Raw genomic sequence first — 21373 nt, 5'->3', positions numbered from 1 at the left:
AAGAGCTGAAGGTTGCCCAAGGCAGCCTTCAGCTATGACAAATTTTCCCCGGACACTAGTGACGCTCCGCGTGGTAACGGGAGCTGGATGCTCAATGTCCATATGTCCATGACGCTGAGCGTCAAAGGATGCATGCCCACGCAGAGCGTGGGAATGATCAGGGGCGGATGTGATTGTGAGATCGTTCCCACGCTCCGCGTGGTAACGGCGGCTGGATGCTCAATGTCCATTCCATGACGCTTAGCGTCAAAGATGCATGCCCACGCAGAGCGTGGGAACGATCAGGGGCGGGTGTGAGTGTGAGATCGTTCCCACGCTCCGCGTGGTAACGGCGGCTGGATGCTCGATGTCTATTCCATGATGCTTAGCGTCAAAGGATGCATGCCCATGCAGAGCGTGGGAACGATCAGGGGCGGATGTGATTGTGAGATCGTTCCCACGCTCCGCGTGGTAACGGCGGCTGGATGCTCAACGTCGATATTTCCATGACGCTTAGCGTCAAAGATGCATGCCCACGCAGAGCGTGGGAATGATCAGGGGCGGATGTGATTGTGAGATCGTTCCCACGCTCCGCGTGGTAACGGCGCCCGGATGCTCCGCGTCCATGCTTAACCGCAGGCTTATACGGTCTTGCTGGGCTATCAAGCCACATCCACCAATACAATTTCACTGTCCTCGATGGCTGTCACCCGCAACACCCGCTCATCCTCAACAGCCACACCATCGCGCGCTTCGGCACGCAAGCCGTTGACGTCGATAACGCCCGTCGCCGGCACCAGATAGGCCCGGCGGCCTGCATCCAGCGTGTACTCGGCCGTTTCCCCTGCCTTGATAGTTGCCGCCACCACACGCGCATTCGCCCGGATTCGCAGCTCGGTATCGTCATCCGCCTTGCCACTGGCCAGCGTCACGAAACCCTCGCGATGCCCCTTCGGGAATGGCTTGGCACCCCAGGACGGCGGCGCACCTAACTCGTCGGGCATGATCCATATCTGGAAGATCCGCGTTTCCTTTGACTCCAGGTTGTACTCGCTATGGGCCACGCCAGTGCCGGCACTCATGACCTGCACATCGCCCGCTTCGGTGCGGCCACGGTTTCCCAGGCTGTCCTCGTGAGTAATGGCGCCTTCGCGCACATACGTAATGATCTCCATATCCCGGTGCGGATGACGTGGAAAGCCGGTGCCCGCTTCGATCACGTCATCGTTCCAGACGCGCAGTTGACCCCAGTTCATGCGATTGGGGTCGTAGTAGTTGGCGAACGAAAAGTGATGGTGGGCATTCAGCCAGCCGTGGTCCGCGCCGCCAAGGGATGTAAAAGGACGAAGTTGCAGCATGATCGGTTCCTTCATTAACAGCGCCGGCCTAGGCAGCAGCGCCGCGGGTGATGACTGTGCAGTCGATGACGCGATGATCGCGCAAAGTCATATCGACAAAAAGCGTAAGTTTTGCGTTATTCCTATCAAGTTATCGAATGTTTAACGGTTCTGAAAGCTGCGCGATTACTTGCAGTTGATCGGCTAACCCCATGACCGATCTGCATTTCGCTGGAGCTTGAAGGCAAATGCGGCCACCATAGACGCCTTCTCGTAAACGCTGATAGACGGAGCCTGCGTGTCGCACGATTTCCCTGCCGAGCCACCTTTTGACCCCGCCGCTGATTTGCCTCCCGACCTGACGGTCCCCGAGCGCTTGCCGTTGTTCAAGCGCCTGCTGGCGCGGATGATCGGCCGGGGTCTGTCGCGCATGCAGGCGCAGCATGTGCCCTCATGGCGGCAGGGGCATGCCGACGGCTTTCTCAACGGTCATGCCGAGGGAATGAACGAGGGCTACGCCGAAGGGCATCTGGACGGCGTCGAGGAAGGCCGTCGGGTACTGGTGATCCGCGACACCCGGCCGCTGGAACATCGCGGGCCGCGGGTCGATGATCATTTGTTCGATGACTGGCGACTGCCGCTGAGCAACGAGCTGAAAAAGCGCATCAAGGCCGATGTTGCCGAAAAGCTGCCGGCCCATGCACAGCCCACCACCGCGCAATGGAAGATGATTTTCAGCGACACGCCGTCAACCTACGTTATCGCTGGGGCCGGGGCCGGCAAGTCGACCTCGCTGGTGCTGCGCGTGCTGTTGCTTAATCACTACCTGGGGTTCGAACTGGGTTCCATGACCGTGGTCACGTTCACGCGTGAATCGCGCAAGGATTTCATCAACAAACTCATCGAGATCATGGGCCTCTGGGGGCAGGACCTGACGCTGCGTCAGGCCCGTGACGTGGTGCGCACCTTTCATTCGCGCATTCTGCCCCTGGTCCGCAGCCTGCCGGGTTTCGAGCAGTTGCAGGCGTTTGAAAACCTGTCCAGTCAGCAGGGCGGCGATCTGTCCGGCGGCGCGTTGCTCGACGACGGCGCTGACAGCAACCCGTTCGACCTGCGCATCAACGATGCCCAGCGTCAGCAGATGAACCTATGCTACCGCGACCTCTATGCGGCCAACCCGCGTTTCCGCGAGGTGATGGCGCCGCTCTATCGCCATTCATTGCAGCTTAAGGAACTGGATCGCGATCACCCCGATGTGCAGAAACGCATCACTGTGATGGGCCTGTCGTCCCGGCGCGACGAGGAGTTGTGCGACGTGATCGAGGACCTGTGGATTCGCGCAGGCGCCTGGCCGATTCAGGGCGTGGAGCCGATGCGTCACACGGTTGAAGTCAGCGGCCTGACCTTTCACGTGCATGGTTACGCCGCTGAACTGGATGCGTGGATCGTGCTGGGTTTTGATCCGAGCGAGGACCAGCACCTGCGTCGTCCGGACGCCAAGTTGCCGGTCTGGGCCGAGTGGGTGATCAAGCGCACGCTGTTTCAAGCGTTCTGCCGAAAACCGGTCATCTGGCTGGAGAATTACGAGGCATCGCGGGGCATGATGCAATCGCTGTCCGGGGCTGCCGTGGCGGGGCCGGGGTTCGATTACAAGGTCAAGGGCGAGCTGAGCGCCGCGCCGTTGCTGGATTGCTTTGTCGCCGCCGCCGGGTTCATCGAAAACCTCGGCCTCGATGTGCCTGACGCCGTGTCGCAAATGAGCTTTTCCGACCAGGACCCGGACCGTTTCTTCTTCGAGGCCTTGAGCCTGTTCTGGAAAGCGTTCGAGGACCACCTGCTGGAGCAGACCCCGCCGGTGATGACTTATAACCGGATGTTCTCGCTGTTCGGCGAGAAGTCACCGGAGAACCTCAAACTGGTCAGCGATGACGGATTGCGCCCGCTGTCGCACTTGATGATCGACGAGTTCCAGGACGTATCACCGCAGATCGTCTCGTGGATTCGCGCCAGCCTGCGCGAGGTGCGCAGCCGTGGTCCGGCATTACACGTGGGACGTGGCGCGCAACGCTCGTCACTGCTGTGCGTGGGCGATGACTGGCAGTCGATCTACGGCTGGCGTGGCAGCTCGCCGAAATTCTTCATGGAGTTCCCCAAGGAGTTCTCGTCGCCGGCGACCACTAAAGTCATGCTCAGCGACAACTTCCGCAGCCATCAACACATCATCGATGCCGCCGAGCACATCGTCCGCGCGGCGCCGGCGATCAGCGGCAAGAAAGCCCGCGCCAGCGGTAACGAGCAGGAACTGTTACCGGTCACCGTGCTGGATCGGGATGACGACCGGCTGGTAGCGACCCTGATCGAGCACTATAACGCCGGGGATTCGGTGCTGTTGCTGTACCGCAAGGGCAGCGAGCGCAGCAAGTTGCCCGAAGCACTGCAAGCAGTGATGCAAGCCGATTACGCATTGCCAGCCCAGCAGCGGCGTCTTAAGGCGCTGACCTATCACAGCGCCAAGGGCTTGCAGGCCGACGCGGTGTTCCTGCTCGGTGATTGCCAGCACCTGACACAATCACCGTACAAGAATCAGGTGTATCAGTTGGCCGGACTGGGCAGGGAGGGCGATCTGGAAGCGTTCGACACCGCGCAAAAGGACGAGGTGTTGCGTCTGGCCTACGTCGCGATCACCCGGGCGGTGCGGCATTGCTACTGGCTCATCGAGGCGACGGGCAACGACGACGCGGCGGTGCCCAAAGCGTCGTCGAGGATTGCCGCGGACAAGGCATTTTTTGCGGACCAACGTGGGGCAGTGCTGGAATCGTCATGAAGGCTTCGAGTTGCACGGCTTGCCGACGATAACTTCCGGGCAAGCCTGCCAAAGGCTCAAGCCCGCTGCAGGTACAAGCTGCGCTGCGGCGAGAAGGTCTCCAGTTCAAGCTCGATCGCTTCGATGATGCGCTCCACATCCATGGCGTTCATCACCGTGGAGCAAGGGATCCCGGCAATCGCGATGACCGTCTCGCCGCTGGCACGGTCGAACAGGCGCGCGATCATGCTGCTGGGCGCATCCATGCTGGCTTCGAAGCCCACAGGATGAAAATGCCAGCGCATCAGCTGGCAAGCGTTGGGGAATGTGACTTTGTTCATGAGGCCCACCTCGTTTGATCGAGCAATGCCAAAGCTCCGCAGGGCAGGGAAAAGGTGTCCGACTACCTGTTTCGAGAACGGCACAGCACGCATGTCAGGGCACCGTGCAGCTTTATGTCATTCCGAGTGGGTCGAAGCATGGATCCGAAGACCGCGAGTGAGATAAAGGTAGCACCGACGTCTTACAAAAATGAGAAAAAAATCCTACATGAAGCAAGATTTCATGCATCCATGACCCATGTCATGGTTCGTAATCGCTAAACGATCTTTCTGTCATTTGCTAAATCGTTATTGGTTAATAAGCGCTCCACGCCGCCCGGCTTGTTCAGGGCGGCTCCTTTGACATCGGGGTCGTCGGCGAACCGTAGCCCTAAGGTCTTGGTGTCCAGGCCTGGGTGTTCACCAAGTCCTTGGGCTGTTCTCCAGCCAGTGCACTCAACATATTCTCCACTGCACACTGCGCCATGGCCTCGCGTGTTTCGAACGTGGCCGATCCCATGTGCGGTGTCGCCACGACGTTGTCCAGATGCCGCAAGGGTGAATCTGCCGGTAGGGGTTCGCGCTCGAACACATCGAGTCCCGCGGCGCGAATCTGCCTGCTACGCAGGGCTTCGATCAGTGCAGGCTCGTCCACCACCTTGCCCCTGGCAATGTTGATGAAAATGGTCTGCGCACGCATCAACGCGAATTGTTCGGCGCCGATCAAGCCTTCGGTTTCAGCCGTCAGAGGCAAGGTCAAGCAGACGAAATCAGCTTCCCGTAGCAGCGCCTCAAGGCTGCGGTACTGCGCATCGAAACGGGCGTCGACAGCGGGCTTGGGTGAGTGGCTGTGATAGATCACCGGCATGCCGAAGCCAAAGTGCCCACGCTGGGCCAGCGCTTCGCCAATGCGGCCCATGCCGATGATGCCCAGGGTTTTGCCATGCACATCCGTGCCGAAGTGCCGTGGCCCGATGTTTTCTTGCCACTGGCCGTCGCGGACCATGCTCGCCAGCTCCACCACGCGCCGCGCCGTGGCCATGATCAGCGCAAAGCCGGTGTCGGCGGTGGTCTCGGTGAGTACGTCCGGGGTGTTTGTCAGCAGGATGCCACGCTGGGTCAGGTAGCCGATGTCGTAGTTGTCGACCCCCACCGAGACGCTGGACACCGCTTCGAGCTTCGGCGCGAGATCGAGCAACTGCGCGTCCAGCTTGATGCTTGCGCCCAGCAGACCGTTTGCCTCGGGCAGGGCGTCGCGCAGGCGGGCCATGCCATCCGGGCTTTTCGGGTCTTCGATCAGTGTCACTTGAGCGGCCGCTTCGAGGCGCGCCATCAGTGGCGGCGAGAGTTTTTTGTAGAGAACCACATGCTTGTTCATTAAAGATCTTCCAGATCAGGGGTGCGCAGGGCTGCGACGAACGTCAGGGGCGTCGCCGACTGGCTTTGCAGTGGTGTCCGGCTTGAGCAGCAGCGTCAGCAGCACCGACACCAGCAAGGCGCCGCTCATGAACAGGTACGACGCGCTCAAGGTGCCGGTGACGCCATTGAGGTAGCCCACCAGGTACGAGCCTGCGAACGAACCCAGCGCGCCCAGGCTGTTGATCAGCGCCATGGCGCCGCCCGCGACATTGGATGGCAGGATCTCCGGAACGATGGCGAAGAACGGCCCGTAGGGCGCGTACATGCAGGCGCCGGCGAGCACCAGCAGTGAGTAGGACCACCAGAAGTGTTCGGTGCCCAGCGCATAGAAGCCATAGAAAGCAAACGCGGCCAGAAGCAACGGCGGCCAGACGAACAGTTTGCGCTTCTGCAGTTTGTCCGAGGCCCACGACACCAGCACCATCCCGATGACAGCGGCCAGGTACGGCATGGCCGACAACCAGCCGGCTTCGACCATGTCCATCTGCATGCCTTTTTTAATGATAGTCGGCAGCCACAGCACGAAGCCATAGACGCCGATGCTCCAGCAGAAATACTGAGCCGCCAGCAGCAACACCTTGGAAGAACGGAAGGCCTCGGCGTAGTTTTTCACCGGCTTGATGCCGACCTGTTCAGCCTCCAGACGGGCCTGCAGCTCGGTCTTTTCGTCAGCTGTCAGCCATTTCGCCTGGGCCGGGCGCTCGTCCACCAGACGCCACCAGATGAATGCCCAGATCACCGCAGGTATGCCTTCGACGATGAACATCCAGCGCCAGCTGAAATGCGCCACCAAATACCCGGACACCACCGACATCCAGAGCATGGTGGCCGGGTTGCCGAGGATCAGCACGGCGTTGGCCCGCGAGCGCTCGGCCTTGGTGAACCAGTAGCACAGGTACACCAGCATGGCCGGCATCACCGCGGCTTCGACCACGCCCAGCATGAAGCGGATGCCGATCAGCATGTAGGCGTTGGAGACGATGCCGGTCAGGGTCGCCAGGCCACCCCAGAGAATCAGGCTGACGAAGATCAGCTTCTTGACGCTTTTCTTCTGCGCGTAGAGGGCACCGGGTACCTGGAAGAAGAAGTAACCGAGGAAGAACAGTGCCCCCAGCAATGACGACATACCAGGGGTGATGTGCAGGTCTTCGGCCATGCCCGAGGCGGCGGCGAAGCCGTAGTTGGCGCGGTCCAGGTAGGCCAGGCTGTAGGTGATGAACACGATCGGCATGATCAGCAGCCAACGGCGTTTGAGGCCTGCGTGTTTCACGGTTTCGAGTAGCTTTTCCATGTCGGGCTCCCTGAGGATGTTGTTTTTGTCACAGCAGGTAATAACAACGGGCGTGTGTGTCTTTGATAGGGCGAGTGACTGCTCAGACGGTCTGTCGTCGTGAAGCCGAGGCCGACTCCGCCTCCCGGAGCGCTGTCAAGGTCGGCAGTCCTTCCATGTCACCGCGACTCTGCACCGCCTGGCTGCCTACCCAGTTGCCGCGGGCGGTGGCTTGGGCGAAATCGAGGTTTTCCAGCAACGCACTGATTACGCCCACGGCAAAACCATCGCCGGCACCCACCGTGTCGACGACCTTGGCCACCGGCACGCCTGGCACAAACGCTTGAGTAAGATGAGTGCGGTAATACGCGCCTTTCGCACCGAGCTTGATCACCACGGCTTCGACGCCCAGGTCCAGGTAAAACTGTGCGATGTCGGCCGGGGTGTCGAAACCGGTCAGCAATTCGCCTTCGGCCATGCCCGGCATCACCCAGTGGGCGAGGCTGGCAAGGTGATTCACTTCGCGGATCATCAGCGCCTGACTCGACCACAGCGAAGGACGCAGATTGGGGTCGAACGACACGCTGCGACCGGCGTCGCGCATCCGTGTCATCAACGCCCGAGACAGCTCGCGGCAGGTGTCCGACAGCGCCGCCGGAATGCCGGTGGCATGCAGGTGCCTGGCGTTGAGCAGGTCAGCCGTAATATCGCTGACCGCCAGATGACTGGCCGCCGAACCCCGGCGGAAATACTCGACCACCGGGTCTGCGCCCTCAAGCTCCAGCGACTTGAACTGAAAGCCGGTGGGGTGCGCCGGGTCAACCGTCACATGGCGACAATCGACGCCTTCCTGTTGCAGGCTGTCGGTGACGAAGCGGCCCAGGGAGTCGTTGCCCACCCGGCTCAGCCACGCCACGTTGAAGCCAAGCCGCGACAGGCCAATGGCGACGTTGCTATCGGCACCGGCAATGCGTTTTTCGAAGTGGCGCACGGCGGCCAGGTCACCGGTCTGCTCGGCGACCAGCATGGTCATGGTCTCGCCGAAAGAGAGGATGTCGATCTTAGACATGGCTCAGGTCCTCGGAGGGGGGTTGTGCGGTGTCGGGTGCAGGCAAGCGTTGCCCGAGGCGGGTGAGCACCTCGACCTGAACACGGGTCACCTCCAACAGATCATCGCCCTGCAGGGGGTATTCAACGGCGCGAGGCAAGCCGACGGGCATGTGCTTGAGTAACAACTCCCACCGTTCCAGGTCGGTCTGGCGCGGCGGCACGGCGACCAGCCTGTCAGCGGCATTGCGCGAGACGGCCTTGCAGTGCAGGTATTCGACGTAACGACCCAATTGTTGTGCGGCAGCACTGGCCGATTGTTCCTGCCACTGCCAGTTGCCGATATCGAAGGTCATGCCGATGGGCATCTGCAACGCCTCGACACGGGCGAAGAAGTCAGCCAGAGGCTCGATGCGTCCGCCTTGTGGCGTCTGATCGTTTTCGACCAACAGGTGCACGTCATAGGGGGCCAGACGCTCGGCCAGTGCAGCGACATCGCTGTCTTCGCTCAGGTGCCCCAGTGACACCTTCAACCAAGCGGCGCCACACGCGGCTGCCCGCTGCAGGGTGGGTTGCAGTTGCGGATTGGGCAGACGCTGGCCTTCAAGCCACAGTTCCAGCGGCGCCGAATAGAGGCATTCAAGGCCTTGGGCACCGATGGCCTGGGCCAAAGCAGGGAAGTTCTGGCGAGCGAGGTCGCCGGTGAACAACTCTTCGCGCAGCTCGATGCGGTTGACGCCAGCTGCAACCAGCAGCGGGATGAAGCTGGCCTGGCCGCGCTCACGCACGAAGTCGGCACCGAAGGCGCCCAGGCTGATGGCAACGGGGAATCGGTTCATTGTTCTTGTCCTCTGAAACCGGTTTCATTTTCGTTCGAACGGACGAACTCTGGAAAAGTTCGCGGAAAAACCGGGCTGCTGACCTGCGGTCCTGATCACCGGATACAGCCCGTATGCCTTATGCAATGATCAGGGTTGCTGTCGGGTGGAGCCTCGCACGATCAGGCGCGCCGGGAAGTCGTACAGCTGTGCGGGTTGCTGATCGCCACGCAGCCGATTGAGCAGGCACTCGAAGGCCGTGACGCCGATGTCGTGGGTGGGTTGGGCCAGCGACGTGATGCCGCTGCCGACCAGCGGGTACCAGTCCAGTTCGTCGAGCGCGATCAGGCCAATGTCATCGAATAGATGGCAACCCAGCGCGTGCAACTGGCGGGTGGTGCTCAGGGTTGCTACGCCGTTGGCGGTGAACAGGGCCTTGGGGCCGGGCCCGCTGTGGCCGAGGAAGGTGTGCAGCGTATCGCGCAGGGCCGCACCGGTTTCGCCCACCTGACCGCGCATATCGGCGCGATCGGCGATCCCCGCCTCGAATGCCTGGACGCGCTCGATCCGCGAGCTGGTGCCGTCCCGGGGTTCGGTGACCATGAGGATGTCGCGATAACCCGCCGTCTGCAGGTGATCCAGCGCCTGCCTGACGGCGGCAGTGTTATCCAGCCCGACCCGATCGGTTGACAGCTCATCGATCTTGCGGTCCACCAGCACCATCGGCAGTTCGCTGTGCAGTGCGCGCAGCTCGTCCAGATGATGGCCGAGGGTGTTCACGATCAGGCCTTCGATGTTGTATGAACGCAGGGCCGACAGGTGCAGGCGCTCCTGCTCGTCATCGCGATCGGTGTTGCACACCACCAGGCTGTAGCCGTGCTTGCGGCAAGCCGTTTCGACGCCGTGCATCACGGCGATGGAGTAAGGGTTGCGGATGTCGGCCACCAGCATGCCGATCAAGCGTGTGCGCCCGCGCTTGAGGCCACGGGCCATCTGGTTGGGCCGATAACCGAGGGTGTCGATCGCCTGTTCGATGCGTCGGGCGATGGCCTCGGAGAGCAGTTGACGATCTTCGCCAATGAAGCGCGAGACGCTGGCTTTGGAGACCCCGGCCATATCGGCGACGTCGTTCATGGTGACGCGGGTACGCGTCGTTGTCGGAGTACTGTTCACGGCCTGAACCTTATTGGATTTATCAGCAGGCTTTTTTCGAAGAGCCTATGAGGCTCTGAAACCGGTTTCAGGAAACACCAAAGCGTGAACGTCGTCAACTCGGGATGGGATGAAAGGTGATATTGGGGCTGATGCCATCAGCAGTTGCTTGACGCGATCTGCTTTTGATTCTGGGCGAAGGCCACAGCCGCTGCCGGGCTGACGCCTCATCTTGCCGACGACCTGCCGGGACCGGCAGTAAAAACCAGGCACCGTGGCCGATACCGGATGTGCTGCCTGGCGACAGATTGCTGACAGGGCGAACTCTCACGGCTGCCCGAACGTTGCACAGGGTTGATCAGGCTCCGGTCAGCCTTGACCCTTGAACGTATCCCGCCAGGCCAGCAAGCGCCTTTCCAGCATTGCCAGTACGCCATCGCTGAGTTTGCCCAGAAGCGCGAGGACGATGATGGCGGCCAGCACGATGTCCGGGCGCGACGTCTCACGCCCGTCGCTGAGCAGATAGCCAAGCCCCTTGGTGGCGGCGATCAGCTCGGCGGCCACCAGAAACATCCATGCCAGGCTCAATCCCGAGCGCAACCCGGTGAACAGGCCGGGCAGGGCGGCGGGCAGGAACAAGTGCACGACCATCTGCCGTTGGCTGAAGCGATACATCCTGCCGACTTCGACCAGCTTGCGATCGATACCGCGAATGGCTGCGACGCCGTTCAGATAGACGGGAAAGAATGCGCCGATGGCGATCAACACGATCTTCGAAGTCTCGCCAATGCCTAGCCACAGCAGCAACAAAGGCACCCAGGCCAGGCTCGGGATCGAGCGTAGGCCGGCGAACGTTGGCTCCAGATAGGCTTCGGCCCCGCGACTGAGCCCCACCCATGCAGCAAACAGCAGCGCCAGGCTCGCACCGATGGCAAAGCCGCTCAGCACTCGCAGCACACTGGCGCTGATGTGTTTCCACAGCGCGCCATTGGCCAGGTCCGTCAGCGTTGAAAAGATCTCGCTGGGCGCGGGCATCTGATAGGACTGCACCCAACCGATGCGTACGAGGATTTCCAGCAACAGCAGGATCGCCACCGGCACCGCCAGCCCCTTAAGCCTTATGCGCCAGCGAGGAGGTGCCGCAGGCCGCGCCGACGTTGCGGCCTTTTCGGATTGCAGCGGTTGGGCACTGGAGTTGCTCATGGCGTGCCGATGACTGCTTTACCGAAGGCAGGATCAATCAACTGGTCGATGACCTGATCCACATTCGTGCCTTTGCGCACCAGTTCTTCGGAGACCAGAATCGGCGCTGCGGCCTTGGACGCCGTTACATCTTGGTCCGTCAGTTGCGGGCTGCTGAGGTCGGTCCGGGTCAGTTGCAGTTTGGCAACGTCCAGCGGCAGGCCTGATTCAGTGGCCAGCAGTTGCGCGAACTCCTCGGGGTTTTTCAGCGACCACTGACGGGCTTTTTCATAGGCGCCGATCACCGTCTTGATTGCATCCGGGTGTTCCTTGGCATAACGCTCGGTCACGCTGACTACGCCGTAGCTATTGAAGTCCTTATTGCGATACAGCAGGCGCGAACCGGCCTGGATCTCACTGGCGGCCATGTGCGGATCAAGACCGGCCCAGGCATCGACATCACCTTTTTCCAGCGCGATACGGCCGTCGGAATGTTGCAGGTGCAGCAGCTCGACGTCGTCCTTGGTCAGCTTGGCCTGTTGGAGCGCGCGCAGGGTAAACAGATAAGGGTCGGTGCCTTTGGTGGCAGCGATTTTCTTGCCTTTAAGGTCGGCGACGGTTTTCAGCGTCGAGTCCTTGCGCACCACCAGCGCGGTCCATTCGGCCCGGCTGTAGACGTAGACCGATTTGATCGGGCTGCCATTGGCACGCGCCAGTACCGCAGACAAGCTGGCCGAGGAAGCGAAATCGACGCCTGCGCTGTTTAGGTATTCCAGCGAGCGGTTACTGCCCTGGCTGAAGACCCAGCTGACTTTTGTATCCGGGAGGGCTTTCTCCAGCCAGCCGAAATGCTTGAGCACCAGGCTCACCGGCGAGTAATAGGCATAGTCCAGATGGATTTCGGTCGGCGGCGCTTCGGCAGCCTGGGCAAACGGTTGCAGCGTCAGGGCAAGTGCCCCGGCGAGGCATTTCAACGAGGTGAGCAGGCGAGGGAACGCGGTCATGATCAAGTCCATTCAAGAGGCGAAAGCTGCACGGGGCTGCTTATGTCGAAATTTGCAGTCATCGGGAGTAAGCCTGCGTAAATGGAATAATGCAGGCTCTGTGCCATGAGCGGTTTCATGGCTGATCGAGTGACTTCACGGGGGGAGTAACGGTGTTGCAGAAGTTGCCTGGACAACGTTCTGCTGAATCGCTGTTGCGCAGCAAACAGCAGGGCTCGGGCGTGCGAATGCTTGCCTGACAGCGCAGAGCAGGCGCCGCTTTGTGTGCAGACATGGAGACCGGCGAAGCGGTATCAAAACAGTTGTCAGCGGCACCCGCCATCTGCATCCTGCATCTTTCATTTTTGTTACAGGAATTGCCTGCGCATGTCCGCCACTGTCCAAGATGCCGATTCAGCTTCCCGCCGTTCGGCGACCGTGCTCAGCCTTTGCCTGCCAAGCGATGTCCTGCTTTACCTGCTCTTGCCAATGAACGCCGATGCTTTTGGCATCAGCCTCGCCGAGGCCGGGGTGCTGCTGGCGGCCAACCGACTGGTGCGCATTTTTGGTTACAGCTACGTGGTGCGCTTCTACGCGAGTCGCGGTGACAGGGCGGCGGTGATGCTGGCGGCGGCCGTGTCGATGATCTGCGCATTGGGTAATTCCTTCATCTCGGGCTTCTGGTGGTTACTGATCCTGCGGCTGGGCTGGGGGCTCAGTTATGCCGCGCTGAACCTGTCGACTCAGGCGCTGGCGACTTCTGAAGCTGGGGGTGCAGCCCGCAGATCGGGCACCTCCCGGGCGATCATCGCAGTCGGACCGATGCTGGCATTGCCGCTCGGGGCGTTGGTCAGCCTGCACTTCGGGCCGCGTATGATCTTCCTGATCCTGGCCTGCTGCTCGCTGCTCGGGCTGCTGATCGCCAAGGGCTTGCCCGCCATTCCCCATGCCATGCCGAGTGATAACGGACGCCGTTTCAAGGCGCCGGACAGTGTCGCCATGTGGTCTTTCATCGAAGGTGTTGCGCTGGACGGGCTGTTCATTTTCGGTCTGTCGTTGCAAGCGCAATCGGTGCTCGGCGGCAACGCGGTGTTCATCGCCGGTGTACTGCTGGCGCTGCGTTACGTGTCGGAAATGCTCCTCAGCCCGTTGGGCGGGCGTGCTGCCGCCAGCTACGGCGCGGTGCGCATGCTTGTGCTGTTTTCGGCGCTGACCACGCTGGCCCTCACCGCATTCGGTTTCCACTGGCTGATCGTCGGCGCAGGCGGGGTCCTGATTTTGCGCGCGCTGCAGCTGCCGCTGGTGACGACCCTTGTCGCTGAGCGCAATCCGGGGGTGGGGCGGGTTCAGGCGCTGGCGGGCAATGCCGTCTGGCGTGATGTCGGCGCCGGCGTAGGCCCTTTGCTGGCCGGGGTGCTGCTGCCCATTGCGTCGCCATCCTGGGTTTACAGCCTGGCCGGTATCGCGGTGGTCGTCAGCGCCTTGGTGTGCAGCCGGTACAAGGCGCCCGAGGTCACTGCCTAGTGGCTTTGACACATTCGCTTACATACCGTTGGGCGATTAATCCGCTAAATCAGCAGGTTGCATGCAACCTCTGAGGCAACTTCACATCTGATGGTCATTCTTCATACGGACATAATGCTTCGCTACGCTGCACCCGCTAGCGAAATGCCAGTTCACAGGGACGTTGCACAGGGCAGTACGCCCCTCACGCACCATCAGAACCCGGGCCATCATGACCTTTTTCAAACCACCTGCTTGCTCTTCTACTCTGCAGCGTGTCGCCTATTTCCTCCTGCCCATGCTGCTGATCTGCTCTGCGCTGTTCTGGTTCAGCGTCGGCAGGTCGGTTCACGCAGATCCCAAGAACGGTACGCAGACTCTGGTCTTCCTGCGTCACGCCGAGAAGCCTGATCCGGGCCTGGGACAGCTGAACTGTCAGGGCCTGAACCGCGCGATCGACCTGTCTACCGTCCTGCCCCAGACCTTCGGCAAGGCTGACTTCATCTTCGCCGCCAACCCAAGCCGTCATGTGGAGGAAGGCGACGGCGATCAGTCGTACAGCTATCTGAGGCCCTTGATGACCGTCGGCCCGAGCGCGATCAAACTCGGCCTGCCGATCAACATCGATTTCGCCGCCAACGACACCAGCGACCTGGCCGACGAGCTGATACGCGACAAGTACCACGACGCCACCATCTACACTGCCTGGTCCCACGGTTACCTGCCAGAGCTGATCAACAAGGTCGCTGAAGAGGCCTCCGGTGAGGATCTCAAGCTGGTCAAGGACTGGATGGGCGACGACTTCGATTCGGTATTGGTGCTGACGCTTAAGTGGAACAACGGCAAGGCCACGCTGCAATACGAGAACTACAAACAGAACCTGAACGACGGCGCGGTGGGATGTCCGACATGACCCGGCGCGCACGCGCACAATGGCCCGCCTTGGCAGACTGACGATTGCATAAGTCGCGGTTCAAGGCAGCAGCGAAGGCGATGCGGCTGATGGCACCGATATAACCGGTCTGCTTTCCGAGCATCTTACGCAGCCACCCGCGTGCCCAATGACTTTTGTATTGATCCGGCAACTGCGCTAGCGTGCAGCCTATCCGATCGCTGCCGAAGCTAGCCCATGCCACAAACCACCCCCCTGCAGGCCACACGTCTTCTACCCTTCAATCCCCCCTTCGACTGGCAGCGCATGCTCGATTTTTTCGCGGCGCGCATGACGGCGGGCGTCGAGACAGTGATCGACGGGGCGTATAGGCGCAATATCGAGTTCAAGGGCAGCCTGGGCATCCTGTCGGTGGTGATGGCGCCGCAGGGCGATCATTTGATCGCCACGGTGCATGGCGAGGTCAGCCGGCATATCGATGATCTGGTCGACCCGATTTCGCATATGTTCGATCTGTACGCCGTGCCGGATGAGATCGATGCTTGCCTGTCCACTGATCCCTGGCTGGCATCGCTGGTGCAGCGGCGTCCCGGGCTGCGGGTGCCCGGGTCGTTCTCGGGATTCGAGTTGATGGTGCGCACCATCGTCGGCCAGCAGGTGAGTGTGAAGGGCGCCACTACCATCGTCGGCCGGTTGGTGCAGCGGGCCGGGGTTCAGGTTCCCGACAGTCCGTTCGATCAATTGGGTTGGCGCTTTCCTACCCCCGATGCGCTGGCGCGGGTCGATCTGGACAAGATCGGCATGCCCGGCAGGCGGGTGGAAACCCTGCAACGCGTGGCGGCGGCTGTGGCCAGTGGGGAAATTTCAACACATGTCAGTCAAGGCGATGTGGCTGAGCTGCGCCGTCAGTTATTGGCCATGCCCGGCATTGGCCCCTGGACGGTCGAATACATCGCCATGCGTGCCTGGCGCGACCCGGATGCCTGGCCCGGATCGGACCTGGTGCTGATGAACCTGATGACCTTGCAGGACCCGAGCCTCACGCGTCTGGCATTGCACCAGGTGCGCGCGCAAGCCTGGAAACCTTGGCGCGCCTATGCCGCCATGCATATCTGGAACTCGGCCGCTGACGTGGCGGGCAAGGCCAAGGGCGGGTAGACGCGAATTCGAACACAAGAACCGGCTGGATCTAAATCTCAGGGCCGTTAGTATGGGCTCATCGCGAAGACAAGGAGCCTTCCCCATGACCTTCACTTACCGCTTCATCGACTCTCCGGTGGGCCAACTGAAACTGATCGCCAAGGGGTCGGCACTGGCTGCCATCCTCTGGGAAAATGATCGGCCCAACCGCGTGTTGCTTGGCGCGATGAGTGAAGACCGGGGCAGCCACATCCTCGAGCAGACCGAGCAGCAACTGGCGGAATATTTCGCCGGCGCTCGTGATCGCTTTGATTTGCCTCTGGATTTTCACGGCACGCCGTTCCAAAAGAAGGTTTGGGAAGCGCTGCTGACGATTCCCTTTGGACAAACCCGCAGCTACCTGGACATTGCCATCCAGATCGGCAACCCGACCGCGGTGCGCGCAGTGGGCGCAGCCAATGGCAAGAACCCGATTTCCATCGTCGCGCCCTGTCATCGAGTCATTGGCAGCTCTGGGGCGCTGACCGGTTTTGCCGGCGGGCTGGCGGCCAAGCAGCTGCTGTTGACGCTGGAAGGCGGCATGCCCACGCTTTCGAAAAAAACCAGGCAAACCGGTCTCTCTGCCCAAGCCTCACTGTTCTAGACTCCAGCCGGGACCTGATCATCAGGATGCGCCGTAGCCACCGCGCTGCCAGCGGTCGCGGTGTTATCCAAGTCACCGCTGCCTGGCAGGGTGACAGAGTGATGACAGCAAGTTCCGAAAAAACCACATGGAGATGACAATGCCTACTTCTGCCAAGATCTTTCGCGACCTGCACCACCAATCCACCGTTCTGCGCTTGCCCAATGCCTGGGATGCTGGCAGCGCGCGCCTGTTCGAAAGCCTTGGCGCCACCGCCATTGCGACCACCAGCGCAGGCGTAGCATGGTCTCGGGGCTATGCCGATGGCCGGGTGTTTCCGATTGAGGTGGCGGTCGACGCTGCCGCGAACATCGCCCGGCTGATCAAGGTGCCGCTGACGGTGGACATCGAAAACGGCTATTCGGACGATCCGCGTACGGTCGCGGAAAACGTCAAGCGGGTACTGGACGTCGGCGCGGTGGGCATCAACCTGGAAGACGGCTCGGACGATCCGCAACTGCTGGCACGCAAGATCGAGGCGATCAAGAACAGCGCGGCCAACAGCGGGCTGGAGGTGTTCATCAACGCTCGCACCGACGTTTACCTGGCAGGTCTGGTGGCCGAAGGGCTGCGCGTGGAGGAAACCTTGAAGCGTGGTCAGCTGTATCAGCAAGCCGGTGCCGACGGGCTGTTCGTGGCAGCGCTGGTCGAGGTGGAGGCAATCAGGACCATCGTTCAGGGCATCGGCCTGCCGATCAATCTGCTGGCACGGGCAGGGCTGCCGGCGGCGGATGAACTGGCGAAACTGGGCGTGCGCCGCCTGAGTGCCGGGTCCGGTATCTCGCAGAGCGTGTTGGGCCTTGCCGAACAGCTGGGTCGTGATTTCCTTGAAAATGGGCGCTCGGAGACAGTGACCCAGAGTTCACTGGGTTACCCGCAGATTCAGGCGTTGTTCGGTTGACTCAACACATCGTTACAGGCGTGCGCGCGCTCACGCCTACGCGGTGTTCATGCAAGCCCTTGCTCGTCGTAATGCCCCAGATCCCTGCTGAGACGGGCGCCGCACGCCAGCAACCGCTCAAGAGCCGCTCGAACGTCACCGAGCGGGTGCCAGGCATACGCACGTTGCCAATTGGTCGCAAAAAAAATGGTACAGCCGGCAGGTGTTCTGGCGTCTGAATAACCCCCTCGCGAATAAATTCGCTCCCGCAGGGGCATCGGCAGCGTCCTCTGTGAGCTTGCTGATGACCTTCATGATCGTCACTTTTACTGGCAACTCCGCTCTCACCAAGGTAAATCTGCTCGCCACAAAAAAGCCCGGTCTTTGACCGGGCTCTGCAATCTGAATCGATCAACGAAACGCTGGCACCACGTGCTTGATAAACAGCTCCAGGGATTTCTTCTTCTCGGCATGGGGCAGGCTGTTGTCGCACCAGAAACTGAATTCATCAACGCCCAGTTCCTGATAATACTTGATGCGCGGAATGATCTCTTGCGGCGTGCCGATCATCGCGGTCTTGTGCAAGCTTTCCAGGGCGAACTCGGGACGCTCGGCGAACTTCTCTTCCGGGCTTGGCGCGAGGAAGCCGTTGACCGGCGTGGTCTTGTTGCCGAACCAGGCGTCGAACGTGCGGTAGAACTTCGAGATCGCCCTGGCGCCGACTTTCCAGCCTTCAGGGTCATTATCCGCATGCACGTGAGTGTGCCGCAGGACCATCAGTTGCGGGCGCGGGACGTCAGGATTGTTCGCCAGCGCAGCTTCGAACTTGTTTTTCAGATCGACGACTTCTTCGTCGCCTTTCATCAGCGGTGTAACCATCACGTTGCAGCCGTTCTTGACCGCAAAGTTGTGCGAATCCGGGTCGCGGGCAGCGATCCACATCGGTGGAGTCTTCACCGGTTTGGGCACGCTGGTGGAGGTGGGAAATTTCCAGATCTCACCGTCGTGGGCGTAGTCACCTTGCCACAGCGCCTTGACCACCGGGACCATCTCGCGCAGGGCCTGGCCACCGGCTGAAGCGGGCATGCCGCCGGCCATGCGATCGAACTCGACCTGATAGGCACCACGGGCCAGCCCGACTTCCATGCGGCCATTGCTGATCACGTCCAGCAACGCACATTCCCCGGCCACTCGCAGCGGGTGCCAGAACGGCGCGATGATGGTGCCTGCACCCAGGTGAATGGTGGTGGTCTTCGCCGCCAGGTAAGCGAGCAGCGGCATCGGGCTCGGGGAAATGGTGTACTCCATGGCGTGGTGCTCGCCGATCCACACGGTGCTAAAGCCGCCTTGTTCGGCCATCAGCGTCAACTCGGTCAGGTCCTCGAACAACTGGCGGTGGCTCACTGACTCGTCCCAGCGTTCCATGTGTACGAACAACGAAAATTTCATGACGCTTACCTCGGATTTATTCTTGCCGTGCGCTGCGAAACGGTCCGGCGTTTTCGGTATACCGTAATGCCTGGTGTCGCTGGGCTTCAAGCCAGCGCGGGCAGGGCGCCCATTTTGCCCCGGCAGTACACCATCGGGCTGGCGGGTTGCTCGGGCAGGATAAGGTTCTTCACCGCCCCGACCATGATCGCGTGATCGCCGCCTTCGTATTCTCGCCACAACTCGCATTCGATGATCGCCGTGGCGTTTGCCAGCAGCGGGTTGCCCCGTTCACTCAGCGTCCACTCAAGACCGGCGGCCTTGTCCTTGCCCTTGCGGGCGAAGGCATAGGCTTCGCTTTGTTGGGTGCCGGACAGCAGGTGAATGGCAAAGCGCTTGTTCTTGATCAGCGTCGGGTAGGAGTCGGAGCTGTAGTTGGGGCAAAACAGCACCAGCGCGGGGTCCATCGACAGCGAGCTGAAGGCGCTGGCGGTCAAGCCGACCACTTCGCCCTCGTCGTTGAGCGTGGTGATCACTGTCACGCCGGAAGGGAAGGAGCCCATGACGTTTTTATAAATGTTTGCGTCAATCATTTTGCTACCTCTGCGGGCGTTGGCCTTGTCGAGAAGAGTCATCGGTTTTATGTGTCTGATGGTATACCGTAATACCTATGTTGCAAGCGTTTTTTGTTTTTGCTGCGCTGTCGGGATAAGCAGTTGAAAAAGGCTCCAAGCCTTGCAGAACGGCGTTCCAGACAGTGCTGAACCGGTTTTTCAAGTCGCATCTGCCTCTTTCAATTACTGCAAAATACCTGTTCTACCCGTTGTAAAATGTTGGCATACCATAATATGGTGGTCGCGCTCGTGACAGCATGGAAGTGTTTACGACGTCGAAAGCGGCATCGGGATCTTCGGTTCACCGGCTTCGCTTCATGGTTTTAGCTACGCACAAAGACAAGAAATAGGCGAAACGATGACTACTTCCGATTCAAACGGCGGCAACGCTGCACCCCTGATTGAGAATCACACCGTCGACTACGTGCCTCTGGCCGAACGTCATGGCAAGGCGCGCGACCTGTTCACGTTGTGGTTCAGTACCAATATCGCGCCACTGCCCATCGTCACCGGGGCGATGGTGGTCCAGGTCTTCCACTTGAATCTGCTTTGGGGCCTGATCGCAATCGCGCTCGGTCATATGATCGGTGGCGTGGTGATCGCACTGGCTTCCGCGCAGGGCCCGCGCATGGGCATCCCGCAGATGGTCCAGAGCCGGGGCCAGTTTGGTCGCTATGGGGCATTGCTGATCGTGTTCTTTGCCGCACTGATTTACGTGGGCTTCTTCATCTCCAACATCGTCCTGGCCGGCCAGTCGATACACGGGATGCTGCCTGCGGTGCCGCTGCCGGTGGGCGTGGTCATCGGCGCACTGAGCGCCACCGCCATCGGGGTGATCGGCTATCGCTTCATCCATACCCTCAACCGCATTGGCACCTGGGTCATGGGTGCCGCGTTGCTGGCCGGGTTCATCATGATGTTCAGCCAGGACCTGCCGCAGGACTTTTTCATCCGCGGCAGCTTCAACCTCTCCGGCTGGCTGGCGACGATTTGTCTGGGGATCATCTGGCAGATCAGCTTTTCGCCGTACGTGTCGGACTATTCGCGGTATCTGCCGTGCGATATCGGCATCGCCAAACCGTTCTGGGCCACGTATTTCGGCGCAACACTGGGCACGATTCTGTCGTTCAGCTTCGGTGCGGTGGCGGTGCTCGCGACACCTGAAGGCACCCAGGCGATGGATGCAGTGAAGCAGGCCACGGGGTTTCTCGGACCGATTCTGATGCTGCTGTTTCTGCTCAACATCATCAGCCACAACGCGCTGAACCTGTACGGTGCGGTGCTTTCGATCGTGACTTCGATCCAGACCTTCGCCGGCAACTGGACGCCGAGCATCAAGGTGCGTGTGGCGCTGGCCAGTGTGATTCTGGCGGGTTGCTGCATCACCGCGGTCGGCGCGTCCGGCGACTTCATCTCGCAGTTCATCAACCTGATCCTGACCTTGCTGATCGTGCTGGTGCCGTGGGCGTCGATCAACCTGATCGACTTTTACCTGATCAAGCGCGGCAACTATGACATTGCCTCGATCTTCAGTGCCGACGGCGGGATCTACGGACGCTTCAACCCCCATGCGATCATCGCTTACTTCGTGGGCATCATCGTGCAGTTGCCGTTTGCCAATACCGCGCTGTATGTCGGGCCGTACGCCAACTACCTGGAAGGCGTCGACCTGTCATGGCTGGCAGGACTGCTGGTGACTTGCCCGCTGTACTACTGCCTGGCGACTCGCGGGCGCGTGGAGCAGGGCAAAGCGAAGCCATTGGGATTTGCTGACTGAGGCAAGGTTTGAGGCGGCGGCATTTGAAACACCTCCGGTGGGAGTGGGCATGCTCACTCCCACTGTTTTTATGGCCCTTGTTTAAGTTCATCCTTACCCCTGATCCTCAAGTGTCAGGGACATTCAGGGCATGTGCGGATGAAGAAG

General features: G+C 60.7%; 18 protein-coding genes. 7 read left to right on the top strand and 11 right to left on the bottom strand.

The features are described 5' to 3' along the window. Positions 1–641: 641 nt before the first annotated feature. On the bottom strand, positions 642–1337 hold the full coding sequence (locus tag B3I26_RS13285) for a pirin family protein (protein WP_296258231.1): 696 nt from the start codon (positions 1335–1337) through the stop codon (positions 642–644). 385 nt (positions 1338–1722) lie between these two features. Between B3I26_RS13285 and B3I26_RS13280 the strand changes: the two genes are divergently transcribed. Then, complete coding sequence (locus tag B3I26_RS13280; protein ID WP_296258240.1) at positions 1723–4140, top strand: UvrD-helicase domain-containing protein; 2418 nt, start codon at positions 1723–1725, stop codon at positions 4138–4140. Positions 4141–4196: 56 nt separating this feature from the next. On the opposite strand, the gene B3I26_RS13275 is transcribed toward B3I26_RS13280, so the two are convergent. From B3I26_RS13275 to B3I26_RS13240, 8 genes are all read right to left on the bottom strand, one after another. Then, a complete protein-coding gene (locus tag B3I26_RS13275; RefSeq protein WP_296258229.1) occupies positions 4197–4460 on the bottom strand; it encodes a DUF1652 domain-containing protein in 264 nt (87 codons plus the stop codon). A gap of 370 nt (positions 4461–4830) precedes the next feature. Further along, positions 4831–5817, bottom strand: coding sequence for a 2-hydroxyacid dehydrogenase (locus B3I26_RS13270; protein WP_296258228.1), 987 nt, complete (start codon positions 5815–5817; stop codon positions 4831–4833). A 15-nt stretch (positions 5818–5832) separates the two neighbouring features. Then, positions 5833–7149, bottom strand: a complete 1317-nt coding sequence (locus B3I26_RS13265; RefSeq protein ID WP_296258226.1) for an MFS transporter — start codon at positions 7147–7149, stop codon at positions 5833–5835. Between the two features lie 82 nt (positions 7150–7231). Further along, complete coding sequence (locus tag B3I26_RS13260; protein WP_296258225.1) at positions 7232–8197, bottom strand: sugar kinase; 966 nt, start codon at positions 8195–8197, stop codon at positions 7232–7234. Further along, a complete protein-coding gene (locus B3I26_RS13255; protein ID WP_296258224.1) occupies positions 8190–9014 on the bottom strand; it encodes a sugar phosphate isomerase/epimerase family protein in 825 nt (274 codons plus the stop codon). Before B3I26_RS13255 ends, B3I26_RS13260 begins: the two co-directional genes overlap by 8 nt. Before the next feature lie 129 nt (positions 9015–9143). Beyond that, positions 9144–10127 (bottom strand): LacI family DNA-binding transcriptional regulator, encoded by a 984-nt coding sequence (locus tag B3I26_RS13250; protein WP_296258238.1) that lies wholly within the window; start codon positions 10125–10127, stop codon positions 9144–9146. 387 nt (positions 10128–10514) lie between these two features. Continuing rightward, on the bottom strand, positions 10515–11348 hold the full coding sequence (locus B3I26_RS13245) for an ABC transporter permease (protein WP_296258223.1): 834 nt from the start codon (positions 11346–11348) through the stop codon (positions 10515–10517). Continuing rightward, complete coding sequence (locus B3I26_RS13240) at positions 11345–12331, bottom strand: aliphatic sulfonate ABC transporter substrate-binding protein (RefSeq protein WP_296258222.1); 987 nt, start codon at positions 12329–12331, stop codon at positions 11345–11347. Before B3I26_RS13240 ends, B3I26_RS13245 begins: the two co-directional genes overlap by 4 nt. Positions 12332–12697: 366 nt before the next feature. On the opposite strand from B3I26_RS13240, the gene B3I26_RS13235 reads away from it, so the two are divergent. The 5 genes from B3I26_RS13235 to B3I26_RS13215 all read left to right on the top strand — a co-directional run bounded on the left by B3I26_RS13235 (position 12698) and on the right by B3I26_RS13215 (position 17428). Beyond that, positions 12698–13834, top strand: a complete 1137-nt coding sequence (locus tag B3I26_RS13235; protein WP_296258221.1) for an MFS transporter — start codon at positions 12698–12700, stop codon at positions 13832–13834. 277 nt (positions 13835–14111) lie between these two features. Continuing rightward, on the top strand, positions 14112–14726 hold the full coding sequence (locus B3I26_RS13230; protein ID WP_409522024.1) for a hypothetical protein: 615 nt from the start codon (positions 14112–14114) through the stop codon (positions 14724–14726). 216 nt (positions 14727–14942) lie between these two features. After that, entirely contained in the window at positions 14943–15863 is a 921-nt protein-coding gene (locus tag B3I26_RS13225; protein ID WP_296258219.1) for a DNA-3-methyladenine glycosylase family protein, read from the top strand. 85 nt (positions 15864–15948) lie between these two features. After that, positions 15949–16488 (top strand): methylated-DNA--[protein]-cysteine S-methyltransferase, encoded by a 540-nt coding sequence (locus tag B3I26_RS13220; protein ID WP_296258218.1) that lies wholly within the window; start codon positions 15949–15951, stop codon positions 16486–16488. Positions 16489–16627: 139 nt separating this feature from the next. After that, the gene (locus B3I26_RS13215) at positions 16628–17428 is read left to right on the top strand and encodes an isocitrate lyase/PEP mutase family protein (RefSeq protein WP_296258217.1); all 801 of its coding nucleotides are present in this window, start codon (positions 16628–16630) and stop codon (positions 17426–17428) included. Between the two features lie 390 nt (positions 17429–17818). Here B3I26_RS13215 and B3I26_RS13210 read toward each other — a convergent pair whose 3' ends face one another. Together B3I26_RS13210 and B3I26_RS13205 are read right to left on the bottom strand one after the other, a co-directional pair. Next, positions 17819–18856 carry an LLM class flavin-dependent oxidoreductase gene (locus B3I26_RS13210; protein ID WP_296258216.1) on the bottom strand — a complete coding sequence of 346 codons (1038 nt, stop codon included), beginning with the start codon at positions 18854–18856 and terminating at the stop codon, positions 17819–17821. An 86-nt stretch (positions 18857–18942) separates the two neighbouring features. Beyond that, positions 18943–19428 (bottom strand): flavin reductase family protein, encoded by a 486-nt coding sequence (locus B3I26_RS13205; RefSeq protein ID WP_296258215.1) that lies wholly within the window; start codon positions 19426–19428, stop codon positions 18943–18945. A 379-nt stretch (positions 19429–19807) separates the two neighbouring features. Between B3I26_RS13205 and B3I26_RS13200 the strand changes: the two genes are divergently transcribed. Then, the gene (locus B3I26_RS13200; RefSeq protein WP_296258214.1) at positions 19808–21226 is read left to right on the top strand and encodes a purine-cytosine permease family protein; all 1419 of its coding nucleotides are present in this window, start codon (positions 19808–19810) and stop codon (positions 21224–21226) included. Positions 21227–21373 lie beyond the last annotated feature (147 nt).

This window comes from Pseudomonas sp. UBA5706 (assembly GCF_002419965.1).
GTDB lineage: Bacteria > Pseudomonadota > Gammaproteobacteria > Pseudomonadales > Pseudomonadaceae > Aquipseudomonas.
This window is presented reverse-complemented; position numbering and strand designations above follow the sequence as displayed.